At 61.3% G+C, this 24,225-nt stretch carries 23 protein-coding genes, 2 tRNA genes and 1 other RNA gene; 8 read left to right on the forward strand and 18 right to left on the reverse strand.

Going from position 1 to position 24,225, the window contains the following annotated elements; genetic code table 11:
* Nucleotides 1-26: 26 nt before the first annotated feature.
* Nucleotides 27-695: an exodeoxyribonuclease X gene (gene exoX, locus ACUTSC_RS05380; RefSeq protein WP_004928833.1), complete on the forward strand. Its 669-nt coding sequence runs from the start codon at nt 27-29 to the stop codon at nt 693-695.
* A 37-nt stretch (nt 696-732) separates the two neighbouring features.
* Here exoX and ACUTSC_RS05385 read toward each other — a convergent pair whose 3' ends face one another.
* The 6 genes from ACUTSC_RS05385 to ACUTSC_RS05410 form a co-directional block, all read right to left on the reverse strand.
* On the reverse strand, nt 733-2,766 hold the full coding sequence (locus ACUTSC_RS05385) for a S9 family peptidase (RefSeq protein WP_445653163.1): 2,034 nt from the start codon (nt 2,764-2,766) through the stop codon (nt 733-735).
* A gap of 68 nt (nt 2,767-2,834) precedes the next feature.
* Nucleotides 2,835-3,488 (reverse strand): tellurite resistance TerB family protein, encoded by a 654-nt coding sequence (locus ACUTSC_RS05390; RefSeq protein WP_038875883.1) that lies wholly within the window; start codon nt 3,486-3,488, stop codon nt 2,835-2,837.
* Nucleotides 3,489-3,637: 149 nt separating this feature from the next.
* On the reverse strand, nt 3,638-4,216 hold the full coding sequence (locus ACUTSC_RS05395) for a molecular chaperone TorD family protein (protein WP_197767616.1): 579 nt from the start codon (nt 4,214-4,216) through the stop codon (nt 3,638-3,640).
* Nucleotides 4,217-4,258: 42 nt separating this feature from the next.
* The gene (locus ACUTSC_RS05400; protein WP_049202798.1) at nt 4,259-4,996 is read right to left on the reverse strand and encodes a phosphatase; all 738 of its coding nucleotides are present in this window, start codon (nt 4,994-4,996) and stop codon (nt 4,259-4,261) included.
* Nucleotides 4,997-5,086: 90 nt separating this feature from the next.
* The gene (gene ghrA, locus ACUTSC_RS05405; protein WP_197767615.1) at nt 5,087-6,028 is read right to left on the reverse strand and encodes a glyoxylate/hydroxypyruvate reductase GhrA; all 942 of its coding nucleotides are present in this window, start codon (nt 6,026-6,028) and stop codon (nt 5,087-5,089) included.
* Between the two features lie 127 nt (nt 6,029-6,155).
* Entirely contained in the window at nt 6,156-7,622 is a 1,467-nt protein-coding gene (locus tag ACUTSC_RS05410; RefSeq protein ID WP_049202801.1) for a peptide MFS transporter, read from the reverse strand.
* A 447-nt stretch (nt 7,623-8,069) separates the two neighbouring features.
* Between ACUTSC_RS05410 and ACUTSC_RS05415 the strand changes: the two genes are divergently transcribed.
* The 3 genes from ACUTSC_RS05415 (at nt 8,070) to ACUTSC_RS05425 (ending at nt 8,702) form a co-directional block, all read left to right on the forward strand.
* Nucleotides 8,070-8,159: transfer RNA gene (locus ACUTSC_RS05415), tRNA-Ser, on the forward strand.
* Nucleotides 8,160-8,445: 286 nt separating this feature from the next.
* A tRNA-Ser gene (locus ACUTSC_RS05420) sits at nt 8,446-8,535 on the forward strand.
* A 47-nt stretch (nt 8,536-8,582) separates the two neighbouring features.
* Nucleotides 8,583-8,702: non-coding RNA, RtT sRNA (locus ACUTSC_RS05425), on the forward strand.
* A 220-nt stretch (nt 8,703-8,922) separates the two neighbouring features.
* On the opposite strand, the gene ACUTSC_RS05430 is transcribed toward ACUTSC_RS05425, so the two are convergent.
* On the reverse strand, nt 8,923-9,279 hold the full coding sequence (locus ACUTSC_RS05430; RefSeq protein WP_004928813.1) for a helix-turn-helix domain-containing protein: 357 nt from the start codon (nt 9,277-9,279) through the stop codon (nt 8,923-8,925).
* 294 nt (nt 9,280-9,573) lie between these two features.
* Between ACUTSC_RS05430 and sdeA the strand changes: the two genes are divergently transcribed.
* Together sdeA and sdeB are read left to right on the forward strand one after the other, a co-directional pair.
* On the forward strand, nt 9,574-10,761 hold the full coding sequence (sdeA, locus tag ACUTSC_RS05435; RefSeq protein WP_048233429.1) for a multidrug efflux RND transporter periplasmic adaptor subunit SdeA: 1,188 nt from the start codon (nt 9,574-9,576) through the stop codon (nt 10,759-10,761).
* Between the two features lie 24 nt (nt 10,762-10,785).
* Nucleotides 10,786-13,929: a multidrug efflux RND transporter permease subunit SdeB gene (sdeB, locus tag ACUTSC_RS05440; RefSeq protein WP_445653164.1), complete on the forward strand. Its 3,144-nt coding sequence runs from the start codon at nt 10,786-10,788 to the stop codon at nt 13,927-13,929.
* Between the two features lie 64 nt (nt 13,930-13,993).
* Here the strand turns inward: sdeB and ACUTSC_RS05445 are convergent, their stop codons facing one another.
* The 9 genes from ACUTSC_RS05445 to hinT form a co-directional block, all read right to left on the reverse strand.
* The gene (locus tag ACUTSC_RS05445; RefSeq protein ID WP_025302433.1) at nt 13,994-14,473 is read right to left on the reverse strand and encodes an RrF2 family transcriptional regulator; all 480 of its coding nucleotides are present in this window, start codon (nt 14,471-14,473) and stop codon (nt 13,994-13,996) included.
* Nucleotides 14,474-14,736: 263 nt separating this feature from the next.
* Nucleotides 14,737-15,273: a glycine zipper 2TM domain-containing protein gene (locus tag ACUTSC_RS05450; RefSeq protein WP_197768687.1), complete on the reverse strand. Its 537-nt coding sequence runs from the start codon at nt 15,271-15,273 to the stop codon at nt 14,737-14,739.
* 355 nt (nt 15,274-15,628) lie between these two features.
* A complete protein-coding gene (locus ACUTSC_RS05455; protein WP_164097064.1) occupies nt 15,629-16,933 on the reverse strand; it encodes an NAD(P)/FAD-dependent oxidoreductase in 1,305 nt (434 codons plus the stop codon).
* A 332-nt stretch (nt 16,934-17,265) separates the two neighbouring features.
* A complete protein-coding gene (gene ycfP, locus ACUTSC_RS05460; RefSeq protein WP_033638056.1) occupies nt 17,266-17,808 on the reverse strand; it encodes an alpha/beta hydrolase YcfP in 543 nt (180 codons plus the stop codon).
* Nucleotides 17,809-17,887: 79 nt separating this feature from the next.
* Nucleotides 17,888-18,907, reverse strand: a complete 1,020-nt coding sequence (nagZ, locus tag ACUTSC_RS05465; protein ID WP_197768686.1) for a beta-N-acetylhexosaminidase — start codon at nt 18,905-18,907, stop codon at nt 17,888-17,890.
* Nucleotides 18,908-18,945: 38 nt separating this feature from the next.
* On the reverse strand, nt 18,946-19,812 hold the full coding sequence (gene thiK, locus ACUTSC_RS05470) for a thiamine kinase (protein WP_197768685.1): 867 nt from the start codon (nt 19,810-19,812) through the stop codon (nt 18,946-18,948).
* On the reverse strand, nt 19,793-20,383 hold the full coding sequence (lpoB, locus tag ACUTSC_RS05475; RefSeq protein ID WP_107226962.1) for a penicillin-binding protein activator LpoB: 591 nt from the start codon (nt 20,381-20,383) through the stop codon (nt 19,793-19,795). Before lpoB ends, thiK begins: the two co-directional genes overlap by 20 nt.
* Nucleotides 20,384-20,409: 26 nt before the next feature.
* Nucleotides 20,410-20,799, reverse strand: coding sequence for a YcfL family protein (locus tag ACUTSC_RS05480; protein WP_015377465.1), 390 nt, complete (start codon nt 20,797-20,799; stop codon nt 20,410-20,412).
* Nucleotides 20,800-20,810: 11 nt separating this feature from the next.
* Nucleotides 20,811-21,161: a purine nucleoside phosphoramidase gene (gene hinT, locus ACUTSC_RS05485; RefSeq protein WP_004928776.1), complete on the reverse strand. Its 351-nt coding sequence runs from the start codon at nt 21,159-21,161 to the stop codon at nt 20,811-20,813.
* A 221-nt stretch (nt 21,162-21,382) separates the two neighbouring features.
* Here hinT and ACUTSC_RS05490 point away from each other — a divergent pair, with 221 nt between their 5' ends.
* Nucleotides 21,383-22,288 carry a transporter substrate-binding domain-containing protein gene (locus ACUTSC_RS05490; RefSeq protein WP_197768684.1) on the forward strand — a complete coding sequence of 302 codons (906 nt, stop codon included), beginning with the start codon at nt 21,383-21,385 and terminating at the stop codon, nt 22,286-22,288.
* Here ACUTSC_RS05490 and ACUTSC_RS05495 read toward each other — a convergent pair.
* Nucleotides 22,285-22,662 carry a winged helix-turn-helix transcriptional regulator gene (locus tag ACUTSC_RS05495; protein WP_074469396.1) on the reverse strand — a complete coding sequence of 126 codons (378 nt, stop codon included), beginning with the start codon at nt 22,660-22,662 and terminating at the stop codon, nt 22,285-22,287. The genes ACUTSC_RS05490 and ACUTSC_RS05495 overlap by 4 nt on opposite strands.
* 99 nt (nt 22,663-22,761) lie before the next feature.
* On the opposite strand from ACUTSC_RS05495, the gene ACUTSC_RS05500 reads away from it, so the two are divergent.
* Entirely contained in the window at nt 22,762-23,511 is a 750-nt protein-coding gene (locus tag ACUTSC_RS05500) for an SDR family oxidoreductase (RefSeq protein WP_197768683.1), read from the forward strand.
* A 51-nt stretch (nt 23,512-23,562) separates the two neighbouring features.
* On the opposite strand, the gene ACUTSC_RS05505 is transcribed toward ACUTSC_RS05500, so the two are convergent.
* Nucleotides 23,563-24,081, reverse strand: coding sequence for a YybH family protein (locus ACUTSC_RS05505; protein ID WP_197768682.1), 519 nt, complete (start codon nt 24,079-24,081; stop codon nt 23,563-23,565).
* Nucleotides 24,082-24,225 lie beyond the last annotated feature (144 nt).

Here is a 24,225-nt window from a genome sequence, read left to right on the forward strand (position 1 = left end):
GGGCTGACGGCAACGCGGAGGAAAACATGACGTTACGCGTAATAGATACCGAGACCTGCGGGCTGGACGGCGGCGTGGTGGAAGTGGCCTCCCTCGATCTGCTCGACGGTCAGTTAACCAACCCGATGAGCGATCTGGTCAGCCCGGATCGCCCCATCAGCCTCGACGCGATGGCGATTCATCACATCACCGAGCAAATGGTGGAAGGCAAACCGCGCATCGCGGTGGCGATCGGCCGCTATCAGGGCAGCCCCTACTACGTGGCGCACAACGCCGCTTTCGATCGCGGCGTGCTGCCGGAGATGAACGGCGCCTGGATCTGCACCCTCAAGCTGGCGCGCACGCTGTATCCGGACATCAAGTACGGCAACCAATATCTGCGCTATGCGCTGAACCTGGACGTGCAGCTACCGGCAGACGCCACGCTGTACCCGCACCGCGCGCTGTATGACTGCTACGTCACCGCCGCGCTGCTGCAACGCATCATCAAGGATTCGGGCTGGACGCCGGAGCAAATGGTGCAGATCACCGAACAACCGGTGCTGCTGAAGAAGTTCAAATTCGGCAAGTATCGCGGGCAGGAGATCGATCGCATCGCCCAGGAAGATCCCGGCTATCTGCGCTGGATGCTGAAATCCATCGACGATCTGAGCCCGGACATGAAGCACACGCTGAAATACTATCTGATTGGCTAACACGGCGGGCGGCACAGAGGCCGCCCGCCGAATACCGTTACTCCGCCAGCGCCAGAATGAAGGCGTACTCCAGCGCAATATCCTCATAGGCCTTGAAGCGCCCGGACTTGCCGCCGTGCCCGGCATCCATGTCGGTATACAGCAGCAACTGCCGATCGTCGGTTTTCAGCTCGCGCAGCTTGGCCACCCACTTGGCCGGCTCCCAATACTGCACCTGCGAATCGTGCAGGCCGGTGGTCACCAGCAGATGCGGGTATGCCTGTGCCTTCACCTGATCGTACGGGCTGTACTGCTTGATATAGTCGTAATAGGCCTGCTCGTTTGGGTTGCCCCACTCGTCGTATTCGCCGGTGGTCAGCGGGATCGACTCGTCCAGCATGGTGGTGACCACGTCGACGAACGGCACCTGCGCCACCACGCCGTGGAACAGCTGCGGCGCCTGGTTGATCACCGCCCCCATCAGCAGGCCGCCGGCGCTGCCGCCCATGGCGAACACCCGCTTGCCGTCGCCGTACCCCTGGGCGACCAGCGTTTCCGTCACGTCGATAAAATCGTTGAAGGTGTTCTGCTTGTTGAACAGCTTACCGTCTTCATACCACAGCTGCCCCAGCTCGCCGCCGCCGCGAATGTGCGCCAGCACGAACACGAAACCGCGATCGAGCAGGCTCAGGCGGCTGGCGCTGAACGCCGGATCCATGCTGCTACCGTAGGAGCCGTAGCCGTACACCATCAGCGGGTTGGCGCCGCGCTGGAAGCGGTCCTGGCGATACACCAGCGAGACCGGCACCTCGACGCCGTCGCGCGCCTTCACCCACACTCGCTCGCTGCGGTAGTTTTCCGGCGTGAAGTTCTTCACTTCCTGCTGTTTGAGCATCGTCCGCTCGCCGCTGTCCATGTTCAGCTCGTACAGCGTGGTCGGGGTGGTCATCGACGAATAGCCGTAGCGCAGCAGCACGGTCTCCGGATCCGGGTTATACGCCAGCCAAGTGGTGTAAGTCGGATCGTCGAAGGCGATGCGCTTCTCTTCGCCAGTCTGCCAGTGGATCTGGCGCAGCAGTGTCAGGCCGGCGCTGCGCTCCTCCACCACCAGCCAGTCGCGGAACAGGCTGAAGCCCTCCAGCATCACGTCGGCGCGCGGGGCGATCAGCGTCTGCCACTGCGCTTCGTCCGCCTGTTCGCTTTGGTATAGGCCGAAGTTCTTGCCGTCCTTGTTGGAGCGGATGTAGAAATGCTGGTGATAGTGATCGATGGCGTACTCATGATCCTTGCGACGCGGCATGAACAGCTGCGGCTTGGCGTCCGCACGATCGGCGTCCAGCAGCAGGATCTCCGAGGTGGTGGTACTGCTTAGGTGGATCAGGATAAAGCGCTCGGAGGTGGTCTTCTCCAGCCCGACGTAGAAAGTATCGTCCCGCTCTTCGTAAATCAGCTCGTCCTGCTGCGGATCGCTGCCCACCACGTGGCGATAGACTTGATACGGCAACAGCGTCTTGGCGTGCTTGCGCACGTAGTAGACCGTCGAGGAGTCGTTGGCCCACTCGAAGCTGCCGGAGGTGTTCTCCAACACTTCGTCCGCCCAGCTACCGTCGGCCAGGTTCTTGAAGCGAATGTCATACTGGCGGCGCGACAGGAAATCCTCCGCCACCCCCAGCCGCTGGTTGTCGGGACTCACGTCCAGCCCGCCCAGGGTGTAAAACTCGTGGTTCTCGGCGCGCTGGTTGCCGTCGATAAGCACCTCCCAGTGCTCGCTCTCGGCCTGCGGCTGGCGCACGGAAATCGCGTATTCGTTGCCCGGCTCATAGCGCGTCTGATAGCGATAGCCGTGGCGCACGTATGGCACCGAATGTTCCTGCTGCGGGATGCGCGCCACCATCTCTTCGTACAGGGTTTCGCGCAGCGCCTGCTGCGGTTTCAGCATCGCATCGGTGTAGGCGTTTTCCGCCTGCAGGTAGTCCAGCACCTGGCGGTCTGCGCGCTCGTCGTCGCGCAGCCAGTAATAGTCATCCACGCGCGTGTCGCCGTGGATGGTGATGGGATAAGGGCGTTTTTCCGCTTTCGGTGGGGTCATCATTGCTAAATCATCCGCTTACATAGATTGCGGCAAGAGTGACACGATTCCCCCCGGCTTGCCAAGCGGCGCTATGCCAGCTCGCGCTTTTTCTCGTTGACGTCGCTCTCGATGCCCTGCTTGACGTCCGCCGGGATCTTCAGCGCCTGCGCCAGCGCATCGAGGTAGCCGCGCTCCATAAAGTGGTCGACGTCGATCACCAGACAACTCAGATAGTAAACCTCCAGCGCCTCGTCTTCGTTTTGCACGCTGCGGGCGATCAATTCCGGGTTGAGCGGCTGATCGAGCGCTTCTTGCACCCAGCCCTGCGCCTCCTCCCCCACCTGCAGCTGCGCCAGGCTGTGATCGATGGCGCGCTGCTCGTCGGCATCGATATGGCCGTCGCTCTTGGCGGCGAACACCAGCGCCTGCACCAGGCGTTTGGCGCGCAGATCCACCGGCGTGGTTTGCAAACCGAACTGCGGTTCGCCCTGATGGGTCTCTTTCACCCGCTGCTTGTACTTGTTCCACAGCACTGCGCCCACCGCCGCGCTGCCGCCGACGATCAGCGCATTTTTGCCGAACTTGCCCACCAGCTTGCGCGAGGATTTATTGGCCAACAGCACGCCGACCAGGCCGCCCAGCGCCGTGGGCGCCAGCAGCTTGCCGATGCCTTCCGCTCCGCCCATCGCGCCGGCCTTCTGCCCGATCAACGTTTGAATCTGCTGCATCCAGTTACTTTTCATCATCTACCCCTTGCGTGAAAAAGCGCGGCGCGCAGGCGCGGCCGAACCGACGGTAAACTGCCAGATTAGGGGATCTTTTGTCAATTTACGTCTGGGGGATGCAAACCTGTGTTTAGCGGGCCGGACGGCCCGCCGGGATGGCTGCGGTGTTACGCTTCTTCGTCGCCCGCTTCGTCGTCCTGCTCGTACTCCGCCAGCTCGTCGCGCATCGCCTGGATGGCGTCGCGGGTCATCAGCGCCAGCGTGCGGTAGAAACCGGTGGTAGCGTGCGCTTCCACTTTACCGAGGAAGCGGCCACACCACGGCAGCAGGAACTCGTCGAACAGCGCGATCTGCGCCTGTGCTTCATCTTCCTGCGACTGATCTTCCAGCCAGGACGCCGCCAGCAGCAGCTGGCCGAAATGGTCGGCCGGCGCCTCCGCCAGCGGCATGCCGCGCTGCTGCAGGAAGGTACGCACTTCCGCTTCGCTGGCGCCTTCGACGTAGTCGGAGCGGAACGGCGACACGCTGCATTCGCTGCCGACGAACATCGCGTTGAAGTCGGTCGCCAGTTGGTTGACGTCGCAACCCTGCTGCAGGCGCTTCAGCAGGTCATCCTGCTCCAGCGGCCAGTGCTGCTGCAGCTTGCCCTCTTTGATCAGCGCGAACAGCGGCACCAACAGCGGATCCTGCGGCTGACGGTGGAACAGCGTACCCAGCACGCGGCAGACAATCGAAAACTCATTCATGATAAGGCCTTATACAATACGGAAAATTTTGCCGGGACGATGTCACAAATCGGCCAATTCCGCAATCGCCGGCTTGCCGCGCCGCTCGAGAAAGTCCAGCAACCGGCGCGGGCTAACGTTGAGAATGCGCTCCTGCGGGAAGCCCACCTCTTCGATAATGCGCTCACAGTGCTCAAAGTTACCCAGCGAAAAGGCGACGTGCGAATCCGAGCCCAGCGCCAGCCAGCCGCCGGCATCGCGCACCGCGGCGGCGATCGCCCGGCAGTTGGCCTCGCTGCCCTTGCGGGAGTGGGTGAACGACGAGTTATTCAGCTCCAGCGCCACCTCGTATTTGGCCGCCGCCGCCGCGACGGCGGGAATGTCGATCGGGTAGCGCGGGTTGCCGGGGTGGCTGATGATATGCACGTCCCCCTGCGCCATCGCGGCGATCATCGCTTCAGTATTGGACGCTTTATCCTGCGGCGCAAACACCGGCTCGTGGAAACCGGCGATGATCACGTCGGTGGCGGTCAACATCGGGCCGGTGCAGTCGATGTCGCCCTGCAGGTTTTTGATGTTGGCTTCGATGCCGCGCAAGATGCCCACGCCGTTCACCAGGCGCGGCCAGACGTGCATGTTCATGAAGTGCCAGTAGTGCGGCGCATCGGCCATGTCCGGGCCGTGATCGGTGATGGCGAACAGCTTGATGCCTTTCTGCTGGGCTTCGGCGATGTAATCGTGCAGCGTGCTGTAAGCGTGGGTGCTGGCGACGGTGTGCATATGCAAATCAACGGGGTACATTGTTTCTCCTTCCAGAGGGCCCGCCCGCAAAGGTACGGACAGGCGCGATGACGATAACAGCTTATCAGTTACCGAACGGCGGCTGAAGGATCAGTATCCCCGCTGCCTGTCGACCACGCCGGCCGGGGCGTGCCCCGCCTCCAGCGCACGGATGTTGGCGGCGATCTGATCCATCGCCTGCTGCGGCAACGTGATGGCAGCAATATGCGGGGTAATGGTGACACGCGGATGACGCCAGAACGGGTGATCCTGCGGCAGCGGCTCGCGGGCGAACACGTCCAGCGTGGCGGCGGCCAGTTGCCTCTGCTCCAGGGCCGCCAGCAGATCGGCCTCCACCAGATGCGCGCCGCGCGCGATGTTGATGAGATAGGCACCCGTGCTCAACTGCGCGAACAGCTCGCGGTTGAGGATGCCGACGGTTTCCGGCGTATTGGGCAGCAGGTTGATCACCAATTTGACGCCGTCGAGGAAGGCCGCACGCTGCGCCTCCCCGGCGAAGCTTTGCACGCCATCGATCTGTTTGGCGCTGCGGCTCCAGCAGCGCACGCTGAAGCCAAACTCGGTCAGTTTGCGCGCCACGCTCTGCCCCAGCACGCCGGCGCCGAGGATGCCGATGGTGAAATCGTCCAGCGAGTGCGGATCGAGCGGCTGCCATTCCTGCCGCTGCTGCAGCGCCTGATACTCGTCGAAACGACGGAAATAGCGCAGCACATAGCTCAGCGCATATTCCTGCATCTGCTGCGCCATGCCGGTATCCTCCAGCCGCAGCAGCGGCACGCCGGCGGGCAGCGTGCCGGGGTGTTTGCGCTCCTGATCGAGGATCGCGTCAACGCCGGCGCCGAGGGCGAACACCGCTTTCAGATCGCGACGGTTGGCCAGCATTTCGTGCGGCGGGCGCCACACCAGCGCATAATCGGCCGGCCGCTCGTCGCCGCGCTGCCACTCGCGGATCTCGGCCTGCGGCAGGCGTTGCTTGATGCCGGCCAGCCATTCCTGGGCGTTGAACAAGGGGTGGTAATATATGATGTTCATACTGCGGGGCTCCCGTTTGTTTTTATTGGTTTTCCTCCAGCCTTCCGCGATTCGCCGCCGGATGCAAGCGTTAAAGCCCAAAATAAAAACAGCCCCGACCAGTGGGGCTGTTGTGCATACTCATCAATCAGGCGGCAGAGGGGCCGTCGCGCCGGATAAGGCGCCGCAGCAGCGGAATTAAAATCAGCATCGCTACGCCGACGCCCGTCGCCCCCCAGCCCAGCGCGCTGAAGATTTCGCTGTAGCCGGGATTGGTTTGCAGCGGCGTGCTGCCACTGTTTTCCGGCATCAGGCCGGAGACGTAGCCCGCCAGCACCGAGGCGACGCCGGTCACCATCATCCAGCAGCCCATCATCACGCCCTGATAACGCGGCGGCGCCAGCTTGCCGATCATGGCGTAACCGATCGGCGAGATCATCAATTCACCGACGCTTTGCAGCACATAGCTGATAACGATCCATTTGAATGCCACCAGCCCGTCGCCGCCCGCCATGCTGATACCCAGCGGCAGCACCAGCATGCCCAAGCCGATGCAGAACAGCGATCCGGAGAACTGCAGCGGAATGTCGATGTTGCAACCGCGAGCGCGCAGGCGGTTGAACCACCAGGCCAGCAGCGGGCCGCCCACCACGATCACCAGCGTGTTGATGTTCTGGATCCACTGCGGCGCCACCTGAATGCCGTAAACGTTCAGGTTGATGTTGTGCTCGGAGAACAGCATCAGCCCCATCGGCGCCAGTTGATACAGCGCCCAAAACACCAGCGAGCCCAGCGCCAGGATCAGATAGGCCGCCATTCTGCGGCGCTCATCGCGCGGATGGTGGCGCAGGGTCACCACGCACAGCATCAGGAAGATCAGCGCGCCGAGCACGATCACGAAGTGGCCGCTGAACTCGGCGTGGGTCAGCATCACGCGGATGATCGGCACCAGCGCCACCAGCACCGCCAGCCCGACCAGCATGCGCCAACGGTATTGGCTGCGGCTGGCGTCGTGCAGCGGGGTATTGAGATCCGCCAGAATGCGCCAGCGGCAGACGGCGACGATGATCGCCGCCGCGTTGCCCAGCGTGGCGAACAGGAACAGCGCGCGGTAGTTTTCCGTCAGTTGGAAATACCCGGCGACGGTAAAGCCGACGAAGAACCCGAGGTTCATACCGGCGTAGTTCCACAGGAACGCCGATTCGCGCCGATCATCGTCCGGCTTGAAACGCTGGGTGAGCATCATATTGATGCAGGTGACGTTAAGGCCGCTGCCGGTCAGGAACATCGCCAGCCCCCAGTACAGCCCCCACACGCCCGCGACGGCAATCAGCGCGCAGCCGATCACCTGCAGCACCATGCCGAGCACGAACAGATTGCGGTTGCTGAGGAATCGGCCGCCGAGGTAACCGCCGAACATGTGCAGGCCATAGTTGAAGGCGCCGAATACGCCCATCATGGCGTTGGCGCTGCTTTCGTTGAAGCCCAGCCGCTTGGTGGCGTATAGCACCAACGTAGAGTAAAGCACGGCGAAGCCGAGCGTGGCGAAGATCTGGATGAAGAACAGCGCCCCCGCACCGGGGGGAATGGCATGGCGCGCTTGCGGCGCCGGCATGGCATCTGAAGGAGTCAAAACGAACCTCTACTGCATTATTATGTAATGAGTCTGTCCCTGTCTGCGATATCGCCGGCCTGTCACCCGGCAATCTGCGCGGCGTCGTGATGTTCCTTGCCAAAAACGCCGCGCCGACATGATTCCATTTAGCGACACATCTGACTAATAATCCAGTATTAATGCATATAACAGCAAACAGACCAATCTCAATGGCGATATATTGAGCTATCTGTACAGAAAAAGGTCAAGTAATCGTCTTTCATGGATTCCAACCGCTGCCTGCCCTGCCCGCCGGTGGCCAAGAGTGGGAATATCGTTCGGTAAATCAGCAAATTGCTGCAAGTTTGGCTAAACAGTCATGAGAATGAAATAAGAGGGTTGACGCTGAGATCAGATTCTCCTACATTAGCGCCCGTCGACAGCGCAACGCGTTTTCGGCAACAAAACGGTGAGGTGTCTGAGTGGCTGAAGGAGCACGCCTGGAAAGTGTGTATACGCGAAAGTGTATCGAGGGTTCGAACCCCTCTCTCACCGCCAAATTCAAAGAGAAAGCCTGGATTCGCGTCCAGGCTTTTTTTTGCATGGTGCACTACGCATCCCCCCCTCTGCGACCGCGATCCCCATTTCCGCCGGTTATCCACGAACCTTACCGCTGATTTTCTCGCCCATTCATGACATCTGCCCTGCCGTTCGCCGCAGTTTTCAGCAAAGTGCGCACGGCTTGAGCGGACGAACAAAAACACAGAAATTATTCTTGACCGGATCGGCCCCACTCCCTATAGTAGCGCCCCGTTGCAGCGATGATTTCGCAACAAAAAAATATGGTGAGGTGTCCGAGTGGCTGAAGGAGCACGCCTGGAAAGTGTGTATACGCGAAAGTGTATCGAGGGTTCGAATCCCTCCCTCACCGCCATATTCTAACGAGAAAGCCTGAGCGAAAGTTCAGGCTTTTTTGTTTGCATAACGCACCGACCGGGAGGGTAAGAACCCTCGACAGGGTTCGACAAAACGCCTGCGTTTTGGACCGCCAACGGCGGCCCGCAGGGTGAGCGCAGCGAATCTATCCCTCCCTCACCGCCATATTCTAACGAGAAAGCCTGAGCGAAAGTTCAGGCTTTTTTGTTTGCATAACGCACCGACCGGGAGGGTGAGAACCCTCGACAGGGTTCGACAAAACGCCTGCGTTTTGGACCGCCAACGGCGGCCCGCAGGGTGAGCGCAGCGAATCAATCCCTCGTTCCACATAGACAAAAAAGCCCGAACGCAAATTCAGGCTTTTTTATCCCCACTCGCCAACCGCTCAGTGGTGCGTGCGACCCATAGACGCCGGCTGCGCCAACGCGCGGCGCCAGTCGCCCGGCGTTTGGCCAAACTGACGTTTGAAGCTGCGGTTGAACGACTGCTGTGAGTCGAAGCCGAGCGAAATCGCCACGCTGACGATAGGCTCGCCGCTGTTGGCCAGGCGTTCCGCCGACACTTTCAGTTTTTGCATGCGGATATACTCCCCCAGCGCGTAGCCGGTCTGGCGTTTGAACATGCGCTGCAGATGCCATTTGGAATAGCCCGCGCGGTCCGCCACGGTGTTGATATCCAGTTTCTCTTCCAGATTGTTGTCGATCCACGCCTTCAAATCGGTAATAAAGCCCGTAGTGTTCATGCTGATGCTCCCATCATTCGGCAGGGTCACCCTCTGCCCGATGCACATACGTTGCAACAGTTTCGCTTTAAATGCAATTTTTATTATTGCATTTACCGGAAAGCCGCCACTATACTCCACCCAATTAATGTAACCGATATTGATACATTAATGTGACACCAATGTGTTTCAAAACCTAACGCTGCGCCGCTGCACGGCACAGCCGCCCCCTCACCGTACGCCGGCGCGGGGCGAATCCCGGAGAACAGGGCCGGGTATGGGGTCTGACCGCGCTTACTTATCGGAATAAAAATAATGGCAAATCAACCAAACTCATCGTTCAACGCCGGCGGCCGCACGCGCGCCGTCGCTCTGGGCCAGCGGCTCTCCGGGGTGGCGCTGCTGGCCGCCCTGCTCGCCGGATGCGACAACAGCGTCGCGCACAATGCCCCGCCACCACCGCCGGTGGTCAGCGCCGCCAGCGTGGTGGTCAAGCCGATCAGCCAGTGGGATGCGTTCAACGGCCGGGTCGAAGCGGTGCAAAGCGTGCAACTGCGCCCACGGGTCTCCGGTTACATCGAACGGGTCAACTACACCGAAGGCGACGAGGTGAAAAAAGGCCAGGTGCTGTTCACCATCGACGATCGCACCTACCGCGCCGCGCGCGAACAGGCGCAGGCAGAGCTGGTGCGGGCACGCAACCAGGCCGCCCTGGCGCGCAGCGAATCCTCGCGCACCGAGAAACTGATCGGCACTCAGGCCATCTCTCAGGAAGTCTGGGAGCAGCGTCGGTCGTCCGCCGCGCAGGCGCAAAGCAACGTGCTGGCGGCACAGGCCCAGCTCGACATGGCGCAGCTGAATCTCGACTTTACCCGCGTTACCGCGCCGATTGACGGGCGCGCCAGCCGCGCGATGATCACCGCCGGCAACCTGGTCACCGCCGGCGACAGCGCCAGCGTGCTGACGACGCTGGTGTCGCTCGACAAGGTCTACGTCTATTTCGATGTGGATGAAGCCACCTTCCTGCGCTATCAGCAGCAGGGCCGGCACGACGCGCGCCTGCCGGTGAAAGTCGGCCTGGTAGGCGAAGACGGCACCCCGCATCAGGGGCTGGTGGATTTCACCGATAACCAGCTGAACGCCGGGACCGGCACCATCCGCATGCGCGCCCTGCTCGACAACCGCGATCGCCGCTTCACGCCGGGGCTGTTCGCCCGGGTACAGATGCCCGGCAGCGCCGAATTCAACGCCATGCTGATCGACGATAAAGCGGTGATGACCGACCAGAACCGCAAGTTCGTTTACATCGTCGATAAAGACGGCAAGGCGCAGCGCCGCGACATCGACGTGGGCCGCATGGCCGAAGGATTGCGCATCGTGCAGAAAGGGTTGGCAAACGGCGATCGGGTGATCGTCGACGGCATGCAGAAAGTGTTTATGCCGGGCATGCCGGTCGACGCGAAAGCCGTCGCCATGAACCCTATCGCCTCCGCACTTAACTAAGCTCCCAGCAGAGACTTCTGACCCATGGACTTTTCCCGTTTTTTCATCGACCGGCCGATCTTTGCCGCGGTGCTGTCGATACTGATTTTTGTCGCCGGGGTGATAGCCATCCCGCTGCTGCCGATCAGCGAGTACCCGGACGTGGTGCCGCCCAGCGTGCAGGTGCGTGCCGAATACCCGGGCGCCAACCCGAAAGAGATCGCTGAAACGGTGGCCACGCCGCTGGAAGAAGCGATCAACGGCGTTGAAAACATGATGTACATGAAATCGGTCGCCGGTTCCGACGGCGTGCTGGTGACCACCGTCACCTTCCGCCCGGGCACCGATCCCGATCAGGCGCAGGTGCAGGTGCAAAACCGCGTGGCACAGGCCGAAGCGCGCCTGCCGGAAGACGTGCGCCGCCAGGGCATCACCACCCAGAAGCAGTCCCCGGCGCTGACGCTGGTGGTGCATCTGGTCTCGCCTTCCGGCAAGTACGATTCGCTGTACCTGCGTAACTACGCCACCCTGAAGGTCAAGGATGAGCTGGCCCGCCTGCCGGGCGTCGGCCAGGTGCAGATCTTCGGCGCCGGTGAGTATGCGATGCGCATCTGGCTCGATCCTAACAAGGTCGCCGCGCGTGGCCTGACCGCCTCCGACGTAGTGAGCGCCATGCAGGAGCAGAACGTGCAGGTCTCCGCTGGCCAGCTCGGCGCGGAGCCGATGCCGACGCGCAGCGACTATCTGCTGTCGATCAACGCCCAGGGCCGCCTGCAAACCGAAGAAGAGTTCGGCAACATCATCCTCAAGAGTGGCGACAACGGTGAGATCGTGCGGCTGCGCGACGTGGCGCGCATCGAAATGGGCTCCGGCAGCTACGCGCTGCGCGCCCAGCTCAATAACAAGGATGCGGTCGGTATCGGTATCTTCCAGTCGCCGGGCGCCAACGCCATCGAGCTGTCGGACGCGGTGCGCGGCAAGATGGCCGAGCTGGCGACCCGCTTCCCGGACGGCATGAGCTGGAAATCGCCTTACGATCCTACGGTGTTCGTGCGTGATTCGATCCGCGCGGTGGTGGATACCCTGCTGGAAGCGGTGATCCTGGTGGTGCTGGTGGTCATTCTGTTCCTGCAGACCTGGCGCGCCTCGATCATCCCGCTGCTGGCGGTCCCGATCTCCGTGGTCGGCACCTTCGCCGCGCTGTATCTGCTGGGCTTCTCGCTCAATACCCTCAGCCTGTTCGGGCTGGTGCTGGCGATCGGCATCGTGGTGGATGACGCCATCGTGGTGGTGGAAAACGTCGAGCGTAATATCGAAGAGGGGCTGTCGCCGCTGGCGGCGGCGCACCAGGCGATGCGCGAGGTCTCCGGCCCGATCATCGCCATCGCCGTGGTGCTGTGTGCAGTGTTCGTGCCGATGGCGTTCCTCTCCGGCGTTACCGGCCAGTTCTACAAACAGTTCGCCGTCACCATCGCCATCTCGACAGTGATCTCCGCCATCAACTCACTGACCCTGTCGCCGGCGCTGGCGGCGCGCTTGCTTAAACCGCACGGCGCGCCGAAAGATCTGCCGTCACGCCTGATCGACCGGCTGTTCGGCTGGTTGTTCCGGCCGTTCAACCGCTTCTTCGCCAGCGGCTCGCAACGCTATCAGCGCGGCGTATCCCGCGTGCTGGGCCGGCGCGGCGCGGTGTTCGTCGTCTATCTGCTGCTGCTAGCCGCCGCCGGGGTGATGTTCAAGACCGTGCCCGGCGGCTTTATCCCGACGCAGGACAAGCTGTACCTGATCGGCGGCGTGAAGATGCCGGAAGGCGCCTCGCTGGAGCGCACCGATACGGTGATCCGCAAGATGAGCGCCATCGGCCTGAGCGTGGACGGCGTCACCGATGCGGTGGCCTTCCCCGGCCTGAACGCGCTGCAGTTCACCAATACGCCGAATACCGGCACGGTGTTCTTCGCGCTGGAGTCGTTGAGCACCCGTACCCGCACCGCGGCGCAGATCAACGCCGAGATCAACGCGCGCATTTCACAGATTCAGGAAGGCTTCGCCTTCTCAATCATGCCGCCGCCGATCCTCGGCATCGGCCAGGGCTCCGGCTATTCGCTGTACGTGCAGGATCGTGCCGGGCTGGGCTACGGCGCGTTGCAAACGGCGATCAACACCATGTCCGGCGCCATTATGCAAACGCCGGGGATGGGGTTCCCGATCTCCTCGTATCAGGCCAACGTGCCGCAGCTGGACGCCAAAATCGATCGCGACAAGGCCAAGGCGCAAGGGGTACCGCTTAATGCGCTGTTCAGCACGCTGCAGACCTACCTCGGTTCGTCTTACATCAACGACTTCAACCGCTACGGCCGCACCTGGAAGGTGATGGCGCAGGCCGACGGCCAGTTCCGCGACAGCGTGGAGGACATCGCCAACCTGCGCACCCGTAACGACAAGGGCGAAATGGTGCCGATCGGCAGCATGGTCAGCATCGGCACCACCTACGGCCCGGATCCGGTGATCCGCTATAACGGCTTCCCGGCGGCGGATCTGATCGGCGACGCCGATCCGCGCGTGCTCTCCTCTACCCAGGCGATGGGCGCGCTGACGCAAATGGCCGGCAAGCTGCTGCCGAACGGCATGAACATCCAGTGGACCGATCTGAGCTATCAGCAATCGACCCAGGGCAACGCCGCGCTGGTGGTTTTCCCGGTGGCGGTGTTGCTGGCGTTCCTCGCGCTGGCGGCGCTGTATGAGAGCTGGACGCTGCCGCTGGCGGTGATCCTGATCGTGCCGATGACCATGCTGTCGGCGCTGTTCGGGGTGTGGCTGACCGGCGGCGACAACAACGTGTTCGTGCAGGTCGGGCTGGTCGTTCTGATGGGGCTGGCCTGCAAGAACGCCATTCTGATCGTCGAGTTCGCCCGCGAGCTGGAAATGCAGGGCAAAGGCATCGTCGAGGCGGCGCTGGAGGCCTGTCGCCTGCGGTTGCGACCGATCGTGATGACCTCCATCGCCTTCATCGCCGGCACCATCCCGCTGATCCTCGGCCACGGCGCCGGCGCCGAGGTGCGTGGCGTCACCGGCATCACGGTGTTCTCCGGCATGTTGGGGGTCACCCTGTTCGGGCTGTTCCTGACGCCGGTGTTCTACGTCACCCTGCGGCGCCTGGTGGCACGTAAAGCGCAGCCGCAGACCGTCTGAACGCGGCGTTAAAATGCAAAAAGGTCGGGCATTGCCCGACCTTTTTTATGCATGCGATCCGCGATTATTTGTCGGCGGTTTCAGCCTCTTGCGCGGCGGCGTACTCCGCGCAGGCGCGCTTGTCGCCCCGCTCCAGTTCGGCCAGCGAATCGGCCACGGTGTGGCGCGCCAGCACCGCAAGCGAAGCCTGCTCGGCTTCGTTCACCACCGATTTGAAATACCAGCAGGCGTTGGCGCTCACCAGGCAACGGGCCGGCACTTCAGGGCGGGAAGCCCAGATGCGCTTGTCGTCGATCACCGCCAGATAGATGTCCCGCAGGGTGATCTCTTCCGCCGGGCGGCCGAGGTGGATAGAGCCGTTTCGACCCAGAGTGGAAACGATGATGCCGTCTTTGGTCAGCGGGACCATCAGTTTGCGGATAAAGCTGGGGTTGGCTTCCAGAGCGGCGGCGAGGGTGGCGCTTGTCGAACGCATGCCCTGCTTCTCAGCTACGGCGACGCTAAGGACCATTTGCAACGCTGTCGGAAAGCGAAAATCTAACATGTCGTTATCTCTGCGAGACGAAATACTCGGGTTTGGCCGGTGTGGCGATTGGCGCCGAACACACCGCTTAATTGCACAATAATATAACAAACGCGGGGGCTTTTTTGAAGTTTTGCCCAGTGATATCGCACGCAGACATTAGAACGATCGCAAATTCTTGGCGGGCAGAAAACAGAAACCCGCGTCAATGTTAACGCCGCTCGCTTAACCGGGTTAAACGATCAGAACTAACACTGCCCGCGGGCTTAATTCGAATGTGGCGATCAGGCTCTGTTCAGCACCAGCTGCCCGTTTTTATCCAACGGGATTTGCGTGCCCGGATCGTGATCCATGCGGATCTTGCCCTGCTGATTGCCGATCTTGTAGGTCACGTCATAACCCAGCATTTTCTGGGACTTGTCGTAGACCGTTTTGCAACGCTGCTGAACGCTGGTGCTGACGTCGTTGTTCTGCATCGCCCCTTGCACCTGGTTGCCGGCATAGCCGCCGCCCAGCGCGCCGACCACGGTCGCCACGTCGCGCCCGCGACCGCCGCCGAACTGGTGGCCGATCACGCCGCCCGCCACTGCGCCCAGCACAGAACCGGCGATGCGGTTTTCATCCTGCACCGGCGCACGGTGCGTAACGGTGACGTTACGGCATTCCTGACGCGGCGTTTTGATGGTTTCTTTAATCGGCGTTGCGGCGAGCACCTGCGCGTACTGCGGACCGGAAGAAAAGACGTCCAGGCTGGCTACCGCGGCAATCCCCAGAGCGGCAGCGATACCAATCCCAACACCGGCTAACATTGACTTGTTCACAGGAAACCTCCTGAAAGTGTTACCACGCATTTTTTCCGGGTCTGTGACCGGCTGGCACCGCGCTTATTATTTTGCGCATGGGCGGCTTGCGGTATCCCGGTTTACGGCGTGCGCGACGCGCCGTCTGTAAACGAGGTAAAGTCTGCACAATGATCTGAGGACCCGCAATAAGACAAGGGGATCAAAAATGCGGGAAAACGGCCGTTTTCCCGTTGTTTAGGAGGAATCTTAAGAATTTTACCCACGCCGACGACAGCTTATGCTGAAGAATCAAGCAACCGCCGCCGATCGCCTCGCGCCGCCATAAAAAAACCCGCGCGGGCGAACCGGCGCGGGTTGGTCGAGGAAGGCAGGATCAGTGCATTTTCAGACGCGGGCGGATCACCCGGTTGATGCCGCCTACCAGCATCATCAGGCCGGTTTTGATGTAGCCGTGCAGCGCCACCTGGTGCATGCGGTACAGCGAGATGTAAACGAAGCGCGCGATGCGCCCTTCCACCATCATCGAGCCGCGCATCAGGTTGCCCATCAGGCTGCCGACGGTACTGAAGCGCGACAGCGACACCAGCGAGCCGTGGTCTTTATACACGTATGGCTTCAGCGTCTGGCCGTTCATCAGCGCCAGAATATTGGTGGCGCAGCGCGAGGCCATCTGGTGCGCTGACTGGGCGCGCGGCGGCACGAAACCGCCGCCCTCTTTCGGGCAGGAGGCGCAGTCGCCGATGGCGAAGATGTTCGGATCGCGCGTGGTCTGCAGCGTCGGCTCCACCACCAGCTGGTTGATGCGGTTGGTTTCCAGGCCGCCGATATCCTTCATGAAGTCCGGCGCCTTGATGCCGGCCGCCCACACCATCAGATCGGCGTCGATGAACTCGTCGCCCTTGGTGTTCAGGCCTTTGGCATCCGCGCTGGTCACCATGGTGTTGGTCAGCACGCGCACGCCCAGTTTGATCAGCTCCTGGTGCGCCGCAGCGGAAATGCGCGGCGGCAGCGCCGGCAGAATGCGCTCGCCGGCTTCTACCAGCGTCACGTTGAGCGCGCTGTTGTCCAGGCCTTCGAAACCGTAGCTGTGCAGCTGCTTCACCGCGTTGTGCAGTTCGGCGGACAGCTCAACGCCGGTGGCGCCGCCGCCGACGATGGCGATGTTGACCCGCTCTTTTTGCCCCGGCTGCGCCGAGAACTTCAGGAACAGGTTGAGCATTTCGTTGTGGAAGCGGCGCGCCTGATGCGGGTTATCCAGGAAGATGCAGTGCTCTTTCACGCCCGGCGTACCGAAATCGTTCGAGGTGCTGCCCAGCGCCATCACCAGGATGTCGTACGGCAGTTCGCGGGCCGGCACCAGCTCGCCGCCCTGCTCGTCGCAGATCTGCGCCAGCTGCAGCGTTTGCGTCTCGCGGTTGATGTTGGTCAACGACCCCAGTTGGAAGCTGAAATGGTGGTTGCGCGCGTGCGCCAGGTAGCTGAGCGCATCCACGCCGTCATCGAGGGAACCGGTCGCCACTTCGTGCAACAGCGGTTTCCACAAATGGCTGTGGTTGCGATCCACCAGCGTGATCTCCGCTTTGTTCTTGCGGCCAAGTTTATGGCCCAGGCTGGTCGCCAGCTCCAAGCCACCGGCGCCGCCGCCAACAATAACGATTTTCTTCTTTGGCGTTGTCAAAATAACCCCCTAAATGTGAACCATTTGTTATTCCAGGGTAAATAAATAATATCCTTAGAATACATAGGGTTCGCTTAAAATAAATCGGCTCTCTAAGGCCAGAATAACATGCGAGGTTATTTGGTCATACCAAAATTGACGTACATCAAATTTTTTTGGTTAAAGGCTGGACGCGGGGATTTTTTGGGGATTGTGATTCAAATAGTTAGCGCTGAGTCACAGTTTTAAATTTTGCCGATTGCCACGAAAAACTCTACCTTGGCGTACAAAAAAGCCGCACTTTCCGTCGGTACAAAACGGGGAGCGCGGCTCGCGGCGGCGTTATGAAACTGTTAACCCAGCGCCTTGAACGCCTTGATCCGCTGCAGATGGGGTGAGATGTTTTTGAACTTGTGCGTCTGCTGTTCATCCCACACGATTTCGTAGTAGTGATGCAGCAATTCGGCGCTGCGCCGGTTATCCAGCACCTCGTCGTGCCGCGACAGCACCACCAGACAGCGGTCGCGATTTTTCTCGCGGAAATCCTCCACGCACTTGGTGGCAATATCGCGATACTCTTCCGGCCGGTCTATCTTGCCGTGCATGTGCTCTTCCGGGTACAGATTGGGGTTGAACATCGCCTGGCGAATGCCGCACAGGAAGCCGATGCGCTCCGCCCAGAAGCCGCCGAGACCGACCCCGCAGATCAACGGGTGCGCGTCGCCGCCCTGCTGCACCGCCTTGTCCACCTCTTTCAACAGATGCTGCATGTCGTGACGCGGATGCAGCGTGCTGTAGCTGATGAAGCGCACGTCCGGATCGATAAACTGCAGCTGTAACACCTTTTCATGATTGCCGGGACTGGTGGAATCGAAGCCGTGCAAATAGATAATCATGTGGATCCTCGCAACAAGCCAAGGGCCGCGGGCGCGGCCCTCATCATTTCCGCTCTGCGCCGCGATGCGGCGCCTGGATTCACCCTTGCGAACGCTGCTTGTGCTCCTCCCAGCGTTCGCTCAGCGCGCTGAGCGCCTTGTGCGCCTGCTGCCAGCGCTCGGAGTCGCGCAGTTCCTGACGGGTGAACTGACCACGATGATATAACCGCTTCACCTTCTCTGCTTTGACCGGGGACAGGTTATCCAACACGCTGACCGCACCTTCGCGGTGGTTGCACACCAGGATCATGTCGCAACCGGCATCCAGCGCCGCCTGGCCGCGCTCGGCGTAGCTGCCCATAATGGCGGCGCCTTCCATCGACAGATCGTCGGAGAAAATCACACCGTCGAAGCCCAGCTCCTGACGCAGGATCTGCTGCAGCCAGTAAGGCGAGCCGCTGGCCGGACGCGGGTCCGCTTCAGTATAGATGACGTGGGCCGGCATGACGCCGTCCAACAGCTGGCGGTTGATCAGCTCGCGGAAGATCGCCATGTCGTGCTCACGGATCTGCGCCAGCGGCCGCGGATCGCGCGGGGTTTCCTTGTGCGAATCGGCGCTGACAGCGCCGTGCCCCGGGAAGTGTTTGCCGGTGGTTTTCATGCCGGCGCTGTGCATGCCGAGGATAAAGCGTTCCGCCATCGCCAGCGCCTGCTGCGGATCGCTGTGGAACGAACGTTCGCCGATCGCCGCGCTGCCGTGGCCGATGTCCAGCACCGGCGCAAAGCTGATGTCGATATCCTGCGCGATCATCTCCGCCGCCATCAGCCAGCCGGCCTCCTGCGCCAGCCGACCGCCTTCCTGCGCATCGTGCAACGCGGCGAACGACTGCGCCGCCGGCAGGCGGGTGAAGCCCTCGCGGAAGCGCTGCACGCGCCCGCCTTCCTGGTCTACCGCCACCACCAGCCGATCGTGCGATTCGGCGCGAATCTGGCGCACCAGCTCACGCAGCTGCTCCGCATCGTGGAAGTTGCGGGTAAACAGGATCAATCCGCCAACCAGCGGGTGTTTCAAAATTTCGCGTTCTTCTGCATCCAGCTCGTAGCCGGCGACATCTAGCATTACTGGGCCCACGGGCACCTCACTTCATTATTGTTCGTTCAGAATTCGGATGATGATAAACAAAGTCGCCGGCGCACCGCCGCGCCCCAGCGCAAAAATTCGGCGTCGCCGCTCTGCTGCCAGCGCACTTCGAACCACAGCAGCATCAGATAATCCACCCAAGGCAGCCAGCGCCTCACCTGTGCCTGCAGCCGGGCGACGTCGTGATAGCCCTGGCGCGCGTAGTGCTGCAAAAAGCGCTGCTGCTGAGCGGCCGACCAACCGTTGCTGCGAAACAGCGCGGCGATATCCAGCGCCACGTCGCCGTCGGCGGCATATTCCCAGTCGATCAGCCGCAGCCCTACGCCGGTGGCGAGCAGATTGCCCGGATGGATGTCCATGTGAAGCGGCGCCAGGCGCAGCGGCCGTGGCAAGGCACTGCGTAAAAAATGACGCTGCAGGCGCAGCCAGTCAGGAGTTAAACGCCGCCTATCCAGCTGCTGCCAGTAGCGGCGGAACTGCCGTCGCAGATCCAGTCGGTAACCGCTGAGCGGCCGCCGGTGCAGTTCCGCCGCCATCGCCGCCAGCTCGCCACGCTGATTCAGCGCCGCAAACTCGGCATCTGTGACGACGTCACCTTCTAGCCATTCGAGGATAAGCCACTGATTATTCTGTGCGAAAACCCGTGGCCCCAGCCCCGGCGCGCAGCGGCGCACGACCTGCGCTTCCCGCCGTCGGCTCACGCCCAGCGCGCGTTTTTCCGCACTGTGCTGCCGCGCCAACAGCGTGATGCCCGCGCCGTCGATGCGCCAGCTCTCGCCGGTCAGCCCCTGCACCGGGCTGAAATGACAACCGGCGGTATTCACCGCCGGCAGTCTGGTTTCCATCAATCGTCGCAGCGCGGCCTCAGCGTTTAACGGCGCCATTGCCCGACCAGACGATCTCACCGGTTTGCACCAGCATCAGCTGCATATCCAACGCCGGCGACTTCACGTCGCCGCTGACGTCGCTGTACAGCACGTACTGCGCGCCGACGATGCGCGCCAGGCCAATCGCCTTGCTGCGCGAACCGAAGCTGTCATCCGCCGACAGGCCCAGCGTTTGTCGGGCGCTGGTCAGCTTCGCTTCCGGCACCACGCTGAAGGTGGAATTCGACGCCAGCGCCTTATACAGCGCCGCGGTGGCTTTGCCCATCTGCAGCGAACCATTGGTGTTGTTCTTGACGCTGTCCAGCAGCAGCACGCTGCCGGCCGTGACGCCATCGGCCTTCAACATCTGCCCCACCAGCGGCTGAACGCTGCCCAGCCAGTCAAGCTGCTGGATTTTCGGCGGCTGCGGCACCGGCTCGGTGGTTGGCGGCTGTGGCTGCTCGACCGGCGGCGTCGGTTGATCCGGCTCGACGGTGACCGGCGGCAGCGGCTGATCCGGCTCAGGCGGACGCGACAGACAGCCGCTCAGGGTTAATGCGGCCAGCGCCACTAAGACGTACTTTTTCATGCTTTTTCTCCAAACCTGGCAAGCGCTTACAGGTACAGATACAGACGCGCGCTTTTGGCGTCCAGGTTGCCGTTAATCGAGTAGATTTTGGCGTCCGAGTCGGGCGCCACGACGATCTCGCGCGGTTTCTCGAAGGGACGAATATCCAGCCCCTGCGCGTCGTACCAATAGAAACGATAATGTACGGTGACCGGCGTCGGCTGGCTGTTATTGAGCACCGAGGTCGCCATCACCCGCCCGGAGGCGTTCGAAATCGAGGGCGTATCGGCCAAAATGCCGGCGGTCAGCACCGAAGGATCCATCACCACCGTCTGCCCTTGGTTGACCGCGATGCCGGGCGGTGAACTGCATCCCATCAGCAACGCGGCGGGCAGCGCCAACGCCATCAGACCACGCAGAGTTTTTTTACCGCGCATGATTTCCTCGCTTAACGTGACAACAGCGGCCCCAGCGAGCGGCCACCGACCAGGTGCATATGAATATGATAGACCTCCTGACCGGCGTGGCGGTTGCAGTTGACGATCAGGCGATAGCCGTCTTCGGCGATGCCTTCCTGTTCGGCGATCTTCGCCGCGGCGGTGATCATGCGGCCCAGCGCGGCTTCGTGCTCCACGGTCACGTCGTTGACGGTTGGGATCAGCACGTTGGGAACGATCAGCACATGGGTGGGTGCCTGAGGGGAGATGTCACGGAAAGCGGTGACCAGTTCATCCTGATAAACCACATCAGCAGGGATTTCGCGGCGGATAATTTTACTGAAAATCGTTTCTTCGGCCATCTGGCGTTCCTTGTTTTACACAATTAGCTGTACGCAGTATGAGTGACAAATTCTACTGCTTTCAACCTGATTGCGCACTTTCCGCGTCGAGTGCTGCAGATTCGCGCAGGCCGGCGCCCCGTTTGTGCATCTTTTCACTTTGGTTATTCACTATTGTTGCTTTACTTGCCCCGCGCCACCGCCAATAGTAACCCCATGATTAACAAAGGATAGAGGGTGCTATGCCACTGAGAATTTCGGCGCTGTGCGCGCTGTTGCTGAGCGCCGTCGTGCAGGCGGCCACGGCGGGCGGTATCGATCTGCAGGCTAACCGAGAGCCGATACGCGCGGAGAAAAACCCGGCCGCTATCGCACTGATTCCGGAGAATTTTCACTTTGCGGTGCCCGGCAAACTGACGGTGGCGGTGGCGTTCGAGAACTCCCCACCGCTGGCGCTGTTCGCCGAGGACAATAAAACGCTGATCGGCAGCGATCCGGACATCGCCCGCCTGGTGGCCGACAGCCTCGGGCTTGAGCTGAATCTGGTGCCCACCTCCTGGGAAGATTGGCCGCTGGGCATCAGCGCCGGCAAATACGATGCGGCGATCTTCAACATCGCCGTCACCAAACAGCGCAAGACCAAATTCGACTTCGCGACCTATCGGGTGGACACGCTGGGCTTTTACGTCAAATCCACTAGCCACATCATCTCGATCAACCGGCCACAGGACGTCGCCGGGCTGCGGATCATCGTCGGATCCGGCACCAATCAGGAAAACATACTGCTGGGGTGGGATAAGCAAAACCGCGCCGCCGGGTTGCCGCCGGTGCAGCCGATCTATGTGACCGACGACGCCGCCACCAACCTGAGCATTCAGTCCGGGCGCGCCGACGCGTTCTTCGGCCCCCACTCCACCGGCGCCTACAAGGCAGCGCTGACCGGCAAAACCAAAATGGTCGGTATCGGCCCCAGCGTGGCCTACGTCGCGGTCACCACCAAAAAAGGCAACGGGTTGGTGAACGCCGTCAACGCCGCCATCAACGGCGTCATCGTCAGCGGCGAATACGCGCAGGTGCTGGAGCGCTGGGGCGAAGGCGACGAAAAGGTCGAGCGCTCCGCCATCAATCCGCCGGGCATCGGCGACTAGCCGCCGATCAGCTGCGGCGCGTGCCGACGCATCCACTCAGCCAGCGAGTCGAGCGTCGGCCGCAGCGATTTACCCAGCGCGGTGACCTGATACTCCACCCGCGGCGGCACTTCGGGAAATACCTGCCGCGTCACCAGGCCGCGCTGCTCGAACAGCCGCAGCTGGCGCGTCAGCTCTTTTTGCGCAATGGGCGCCACCGCCCGCTGCAGCTCGCTGAATCGTACCGGGCCATCGATCATTATCAGCCGGTACAGGATCGGTATCGCCCACTTGCCCGACACCAGATTGACGAAGTCCACCATCGGGCAAGGTTCGCCCGCCGTCGGCAACGCCGCCAAATTATTTTCCGCCGCTAATGGCGCTTGCGCCGTCATTTCATCCCACCTCGCCCTTTAGTATCCAAAAGGTGCCTACTATGCAAAAGGAACTATAGCGCAAATAATGCCGCAACTGACGCTAAAGAGGAATCGGTTATGTCACGACTGCAAGGCAAATACGCATTGATTACCGGCGGCACCAGCGGCATCGGGCTGGAAACCGCCCGCCAGTTCATCGCCGAGGGCGCGACGGTAGCGATCACCGGGCGCAGCCAAAGCGCCCTGGACGCGGCGGGCCAGGCATTGGCGGGCAAGGCGCTGTTGCTGCTGAGCGACGCCGGCGATATCCCGCAGCAGCGCGAACTGGCGCAGCGGCTGGGGCAACGGTGGCCGCGGCTGGACGTGCTGTACATCAACGCCGGCGACGTTACGCATCGCCCGCTGCAGGAGTGGGATGAGCAGAGCTATCAGCGGCTGATGGACATCAACCTGAAGGGGCCGTTTTTTCTGATCCAGGCGTTGCTGCCGCTGCTGGCCAACCCGTCTTCGGTGATCCTGTGCGGTTCGGTCAGCGCCCATATCGGCCTGCCGCAGAGCAGCGCCTATGCTGCCAGCAAAGCCGGCTTGCTGTCGCTGGCCAGAACGCTGTCCGGTGAGCTGCACGCGCGCGGCATTCGCGTCAACGGCCTCAGCCCCGGCCCGACCGAAACCCCGGCGTTGGGTAAGCTGGGGTTGGCGGAAGCGGATGAGCAGGCATTGCGCGACGATATCCGCGCGCTGGTGCCGATCGGCCGCATGGGCAGCACGCTGGAGCTGGCCAAAGCGGCGGTGTTTCTGGCGGCGGATGAGTCGGCGTTTATGGTCGGCGCGGAGCTGCAGATGGATGGCGGCGTGGGGAACCTGTAACCGCACGCGACACCATAAGAAGGCCGCTCGCGCGGCCTTTATCTGTCCCTCTCAACTCACCCCTTGAATCGGGTTGGTATTAAAGGTATAGACCACGATCTTCCATTGCCCCTGCTGTTTCTCCAATACAAATACTTCACGGTTTAAATCGATCAGGGTAGCACCGTCGCTTATTCGGGTAACCGTTGCGCCGCGATGATGGTGCGTGCGCACATAGGCCATATTCCCGTTCACGTTGACGCTGTCATAAGCAAACTCTGTTTCAAATTTCTCGTTTTTAAATAAGTTGTCATATTGTTGGCGGCGCTTTTCATTGCTATCCGCCGTCGGTTTCTCGTTCCATTGCGAGTAACTTTCTGGCGCAAAAAGTGACAAGATCGTTGGCGTATCGCCGGCATTAAGCGCTGTCTGGTAGCGGTTTATCAGCTCATACACCGCTTTCTGCTCGGCCGCGACGCCCGCCTCTGCGGAAACCCTGTAACTTTGCGGCACGGCCTCGCTGCTTGCGGCATAAGTTTGGCCGCACAAGCCCGCGCCCGCCAATAACAATACGGCAGTTAACTTTTTCATGTAAATATCCTCTTCGGCGTTATTTCATTATGGCAATACAGGATGCGATTTCAGATAAATAAAAACGCTGAAAATAAATTATCCAATACCGCGTTAAATTGACAGCCGGCATATTTAAAAATACTCTTTTAATAATTTAAATAA

It is taken from the genome of Serratia sp. TSA_105.2, from assembly GCF_052692115.1.

Excerpts from the sequence above, each read along its gene's own strand:
- nagZ (WP_197768686.1), bottom strand. The coding sequence starts at position 18,907 with ATGCTAGATGTCGCCGGCTACGAGCTGGATGCAGAAGAACGCGAAATT.
- ACUTSC_RS05390 (WP_038875883.1), bottom strand. The coding sequence starts at position 3,488 with ATGAAAAGTAACTGGATGCAGCAGATTCAAACGTTGATCGGGCAGAAG.
- ACUTSC_RS05410 (WP_049202801.1), bottom strand. The coding sequence starts at position 7,622 with ATGCCGGCGCCGCAAGCGCGCCATGCCATTCCCCCCGGTGCGGGGGCG.
- sdeB (WP_445653164.1), top strand. The coding sequence starts at position 10,786 with ATGGACTTTTCCCGTTTTTTCATCGACCGGCCGATCTTTGCCGCGGTG.
- ACUTSC_RS05445 (WP_025302433.1), bottom strand. The coding sequence starts at position 14,473 with ATGTTAGATTTTCGCTTTCCGACAGCGTTGCAAATGGTCCTTAGCGTC.
- ACUTSC_RS05395 (WP_197767616.1), bottom strand. The coding sequence starts at position 4,216 with ATGAATGAGTTTTCGATTGTCTGCCGCGTGCTGGGTACGCTGTTCCAC.
- exoX (WP_004928833.1), top strand. The coding sequence starts at position 27 with ATGACGTTACGCGTAATAGATACCGAGACCTGCGGGCTGGACGGCGGC.
- ACUTSC_RS05480 (WP_015377465.1), bottom strand. The coding sequence starts at position 20,799 with ATGCGCGGTAAAAAAACTCTGCGTGGTCTGATGGCGTTGGCGCTGCCC.
- thiK (WP_197768685.1), bottom strand. The coding sequence starts at position 19,812 with ATGGCGCCGTTAAACGCTGAGGCCGCGCTGCGACGATTGATGGAAACC.
- ycfP (WP_033638056.1), bottom strand. The coding sequence starts at position 17,808 with ATGATTATCTATTTGCACGGCTTCGATTCCACCAGTCCCGGCAATCAT.
- ACUTSC_RS05385 (WP_445653163.1), bottom strand. The coding sequence starts at position 2,766 with ATGATGACCCCACCGAAAGCGGAAAAACGCCCTTATCCCATCACCATC.
- ACUTSC_RS05400 (WP_049202798.1), bottom strand. The coding sequence starts at position 4,996 with ATGTACCCCGTTGATTTGCATATGCACACCGTCGCCAGCACCCACGCT.
- ACUTSC_RS05430 (WP_004928813.1), bottom strand. The coding sequence starts at position 9,279 with ATGAACACTACGGGCTTTATTACCGATTTGAAGGCGTGGATCGACAAC.
- lpoB (WP_107226962.1), bottom strand. The coding sequence starts at position 20,383 with ATGAAAAAGTACGTCTTAGTGGCGCTGGCCGCATTAACCCTGAGCGGC.
- ACUTSC_RS05500 (WP_197768683.1), top strand. The coding sequence starts at position 22,762 with ATGTCACGACTGCAAGGCAAATACGCATTGATTACCGGCGGCACCAGC.
- ACUTSC_RS05505 (WP_197768682.1), bottom strand. The coding sequence starts at position 24,081 with ATGAAAAAGTTAACTGCCGTATTGTTATTGGCGGGCGCGGGCTTGTGC.
- ghrA (WP_197767615.1), bottom strand. The coding sequence starts at position 6,028 with ATGAACATCATATATTACCACCCCTTGTTCAACGCCCAGGAATGGCTG.
- sdeA (WP_048233429.1), top strand. The coding sequence starts at position 9,574 with ATGGCAAATCAACCAAACTCATCGTTCAACGCCGGCGGCCGCACGCGC.
- ACUTSC_RS05495 (WP_074469396.1), bottom strand. The coding sequence starts at position 22,662 with ATGACGGCGCAAGCGCCATTAGCGGCGGAAAATAATTTGGCGGCGTTG.
- hinT (WP_004928776.1), bottom strand. The coding sequence starts at position 21,161 with ATGGCCGAAGAAACGATTTTCAGTAAAATTATCCGCCGCGAAATCCCT.
- ACUTSC_RS05490 (WP_197768684.1), top strand. The coding sequence starts at position 21,383 with ATGCCACTGAGAATTTCGGCGCTGTGCGCGCTGTTGCTGAGCGCCGTC.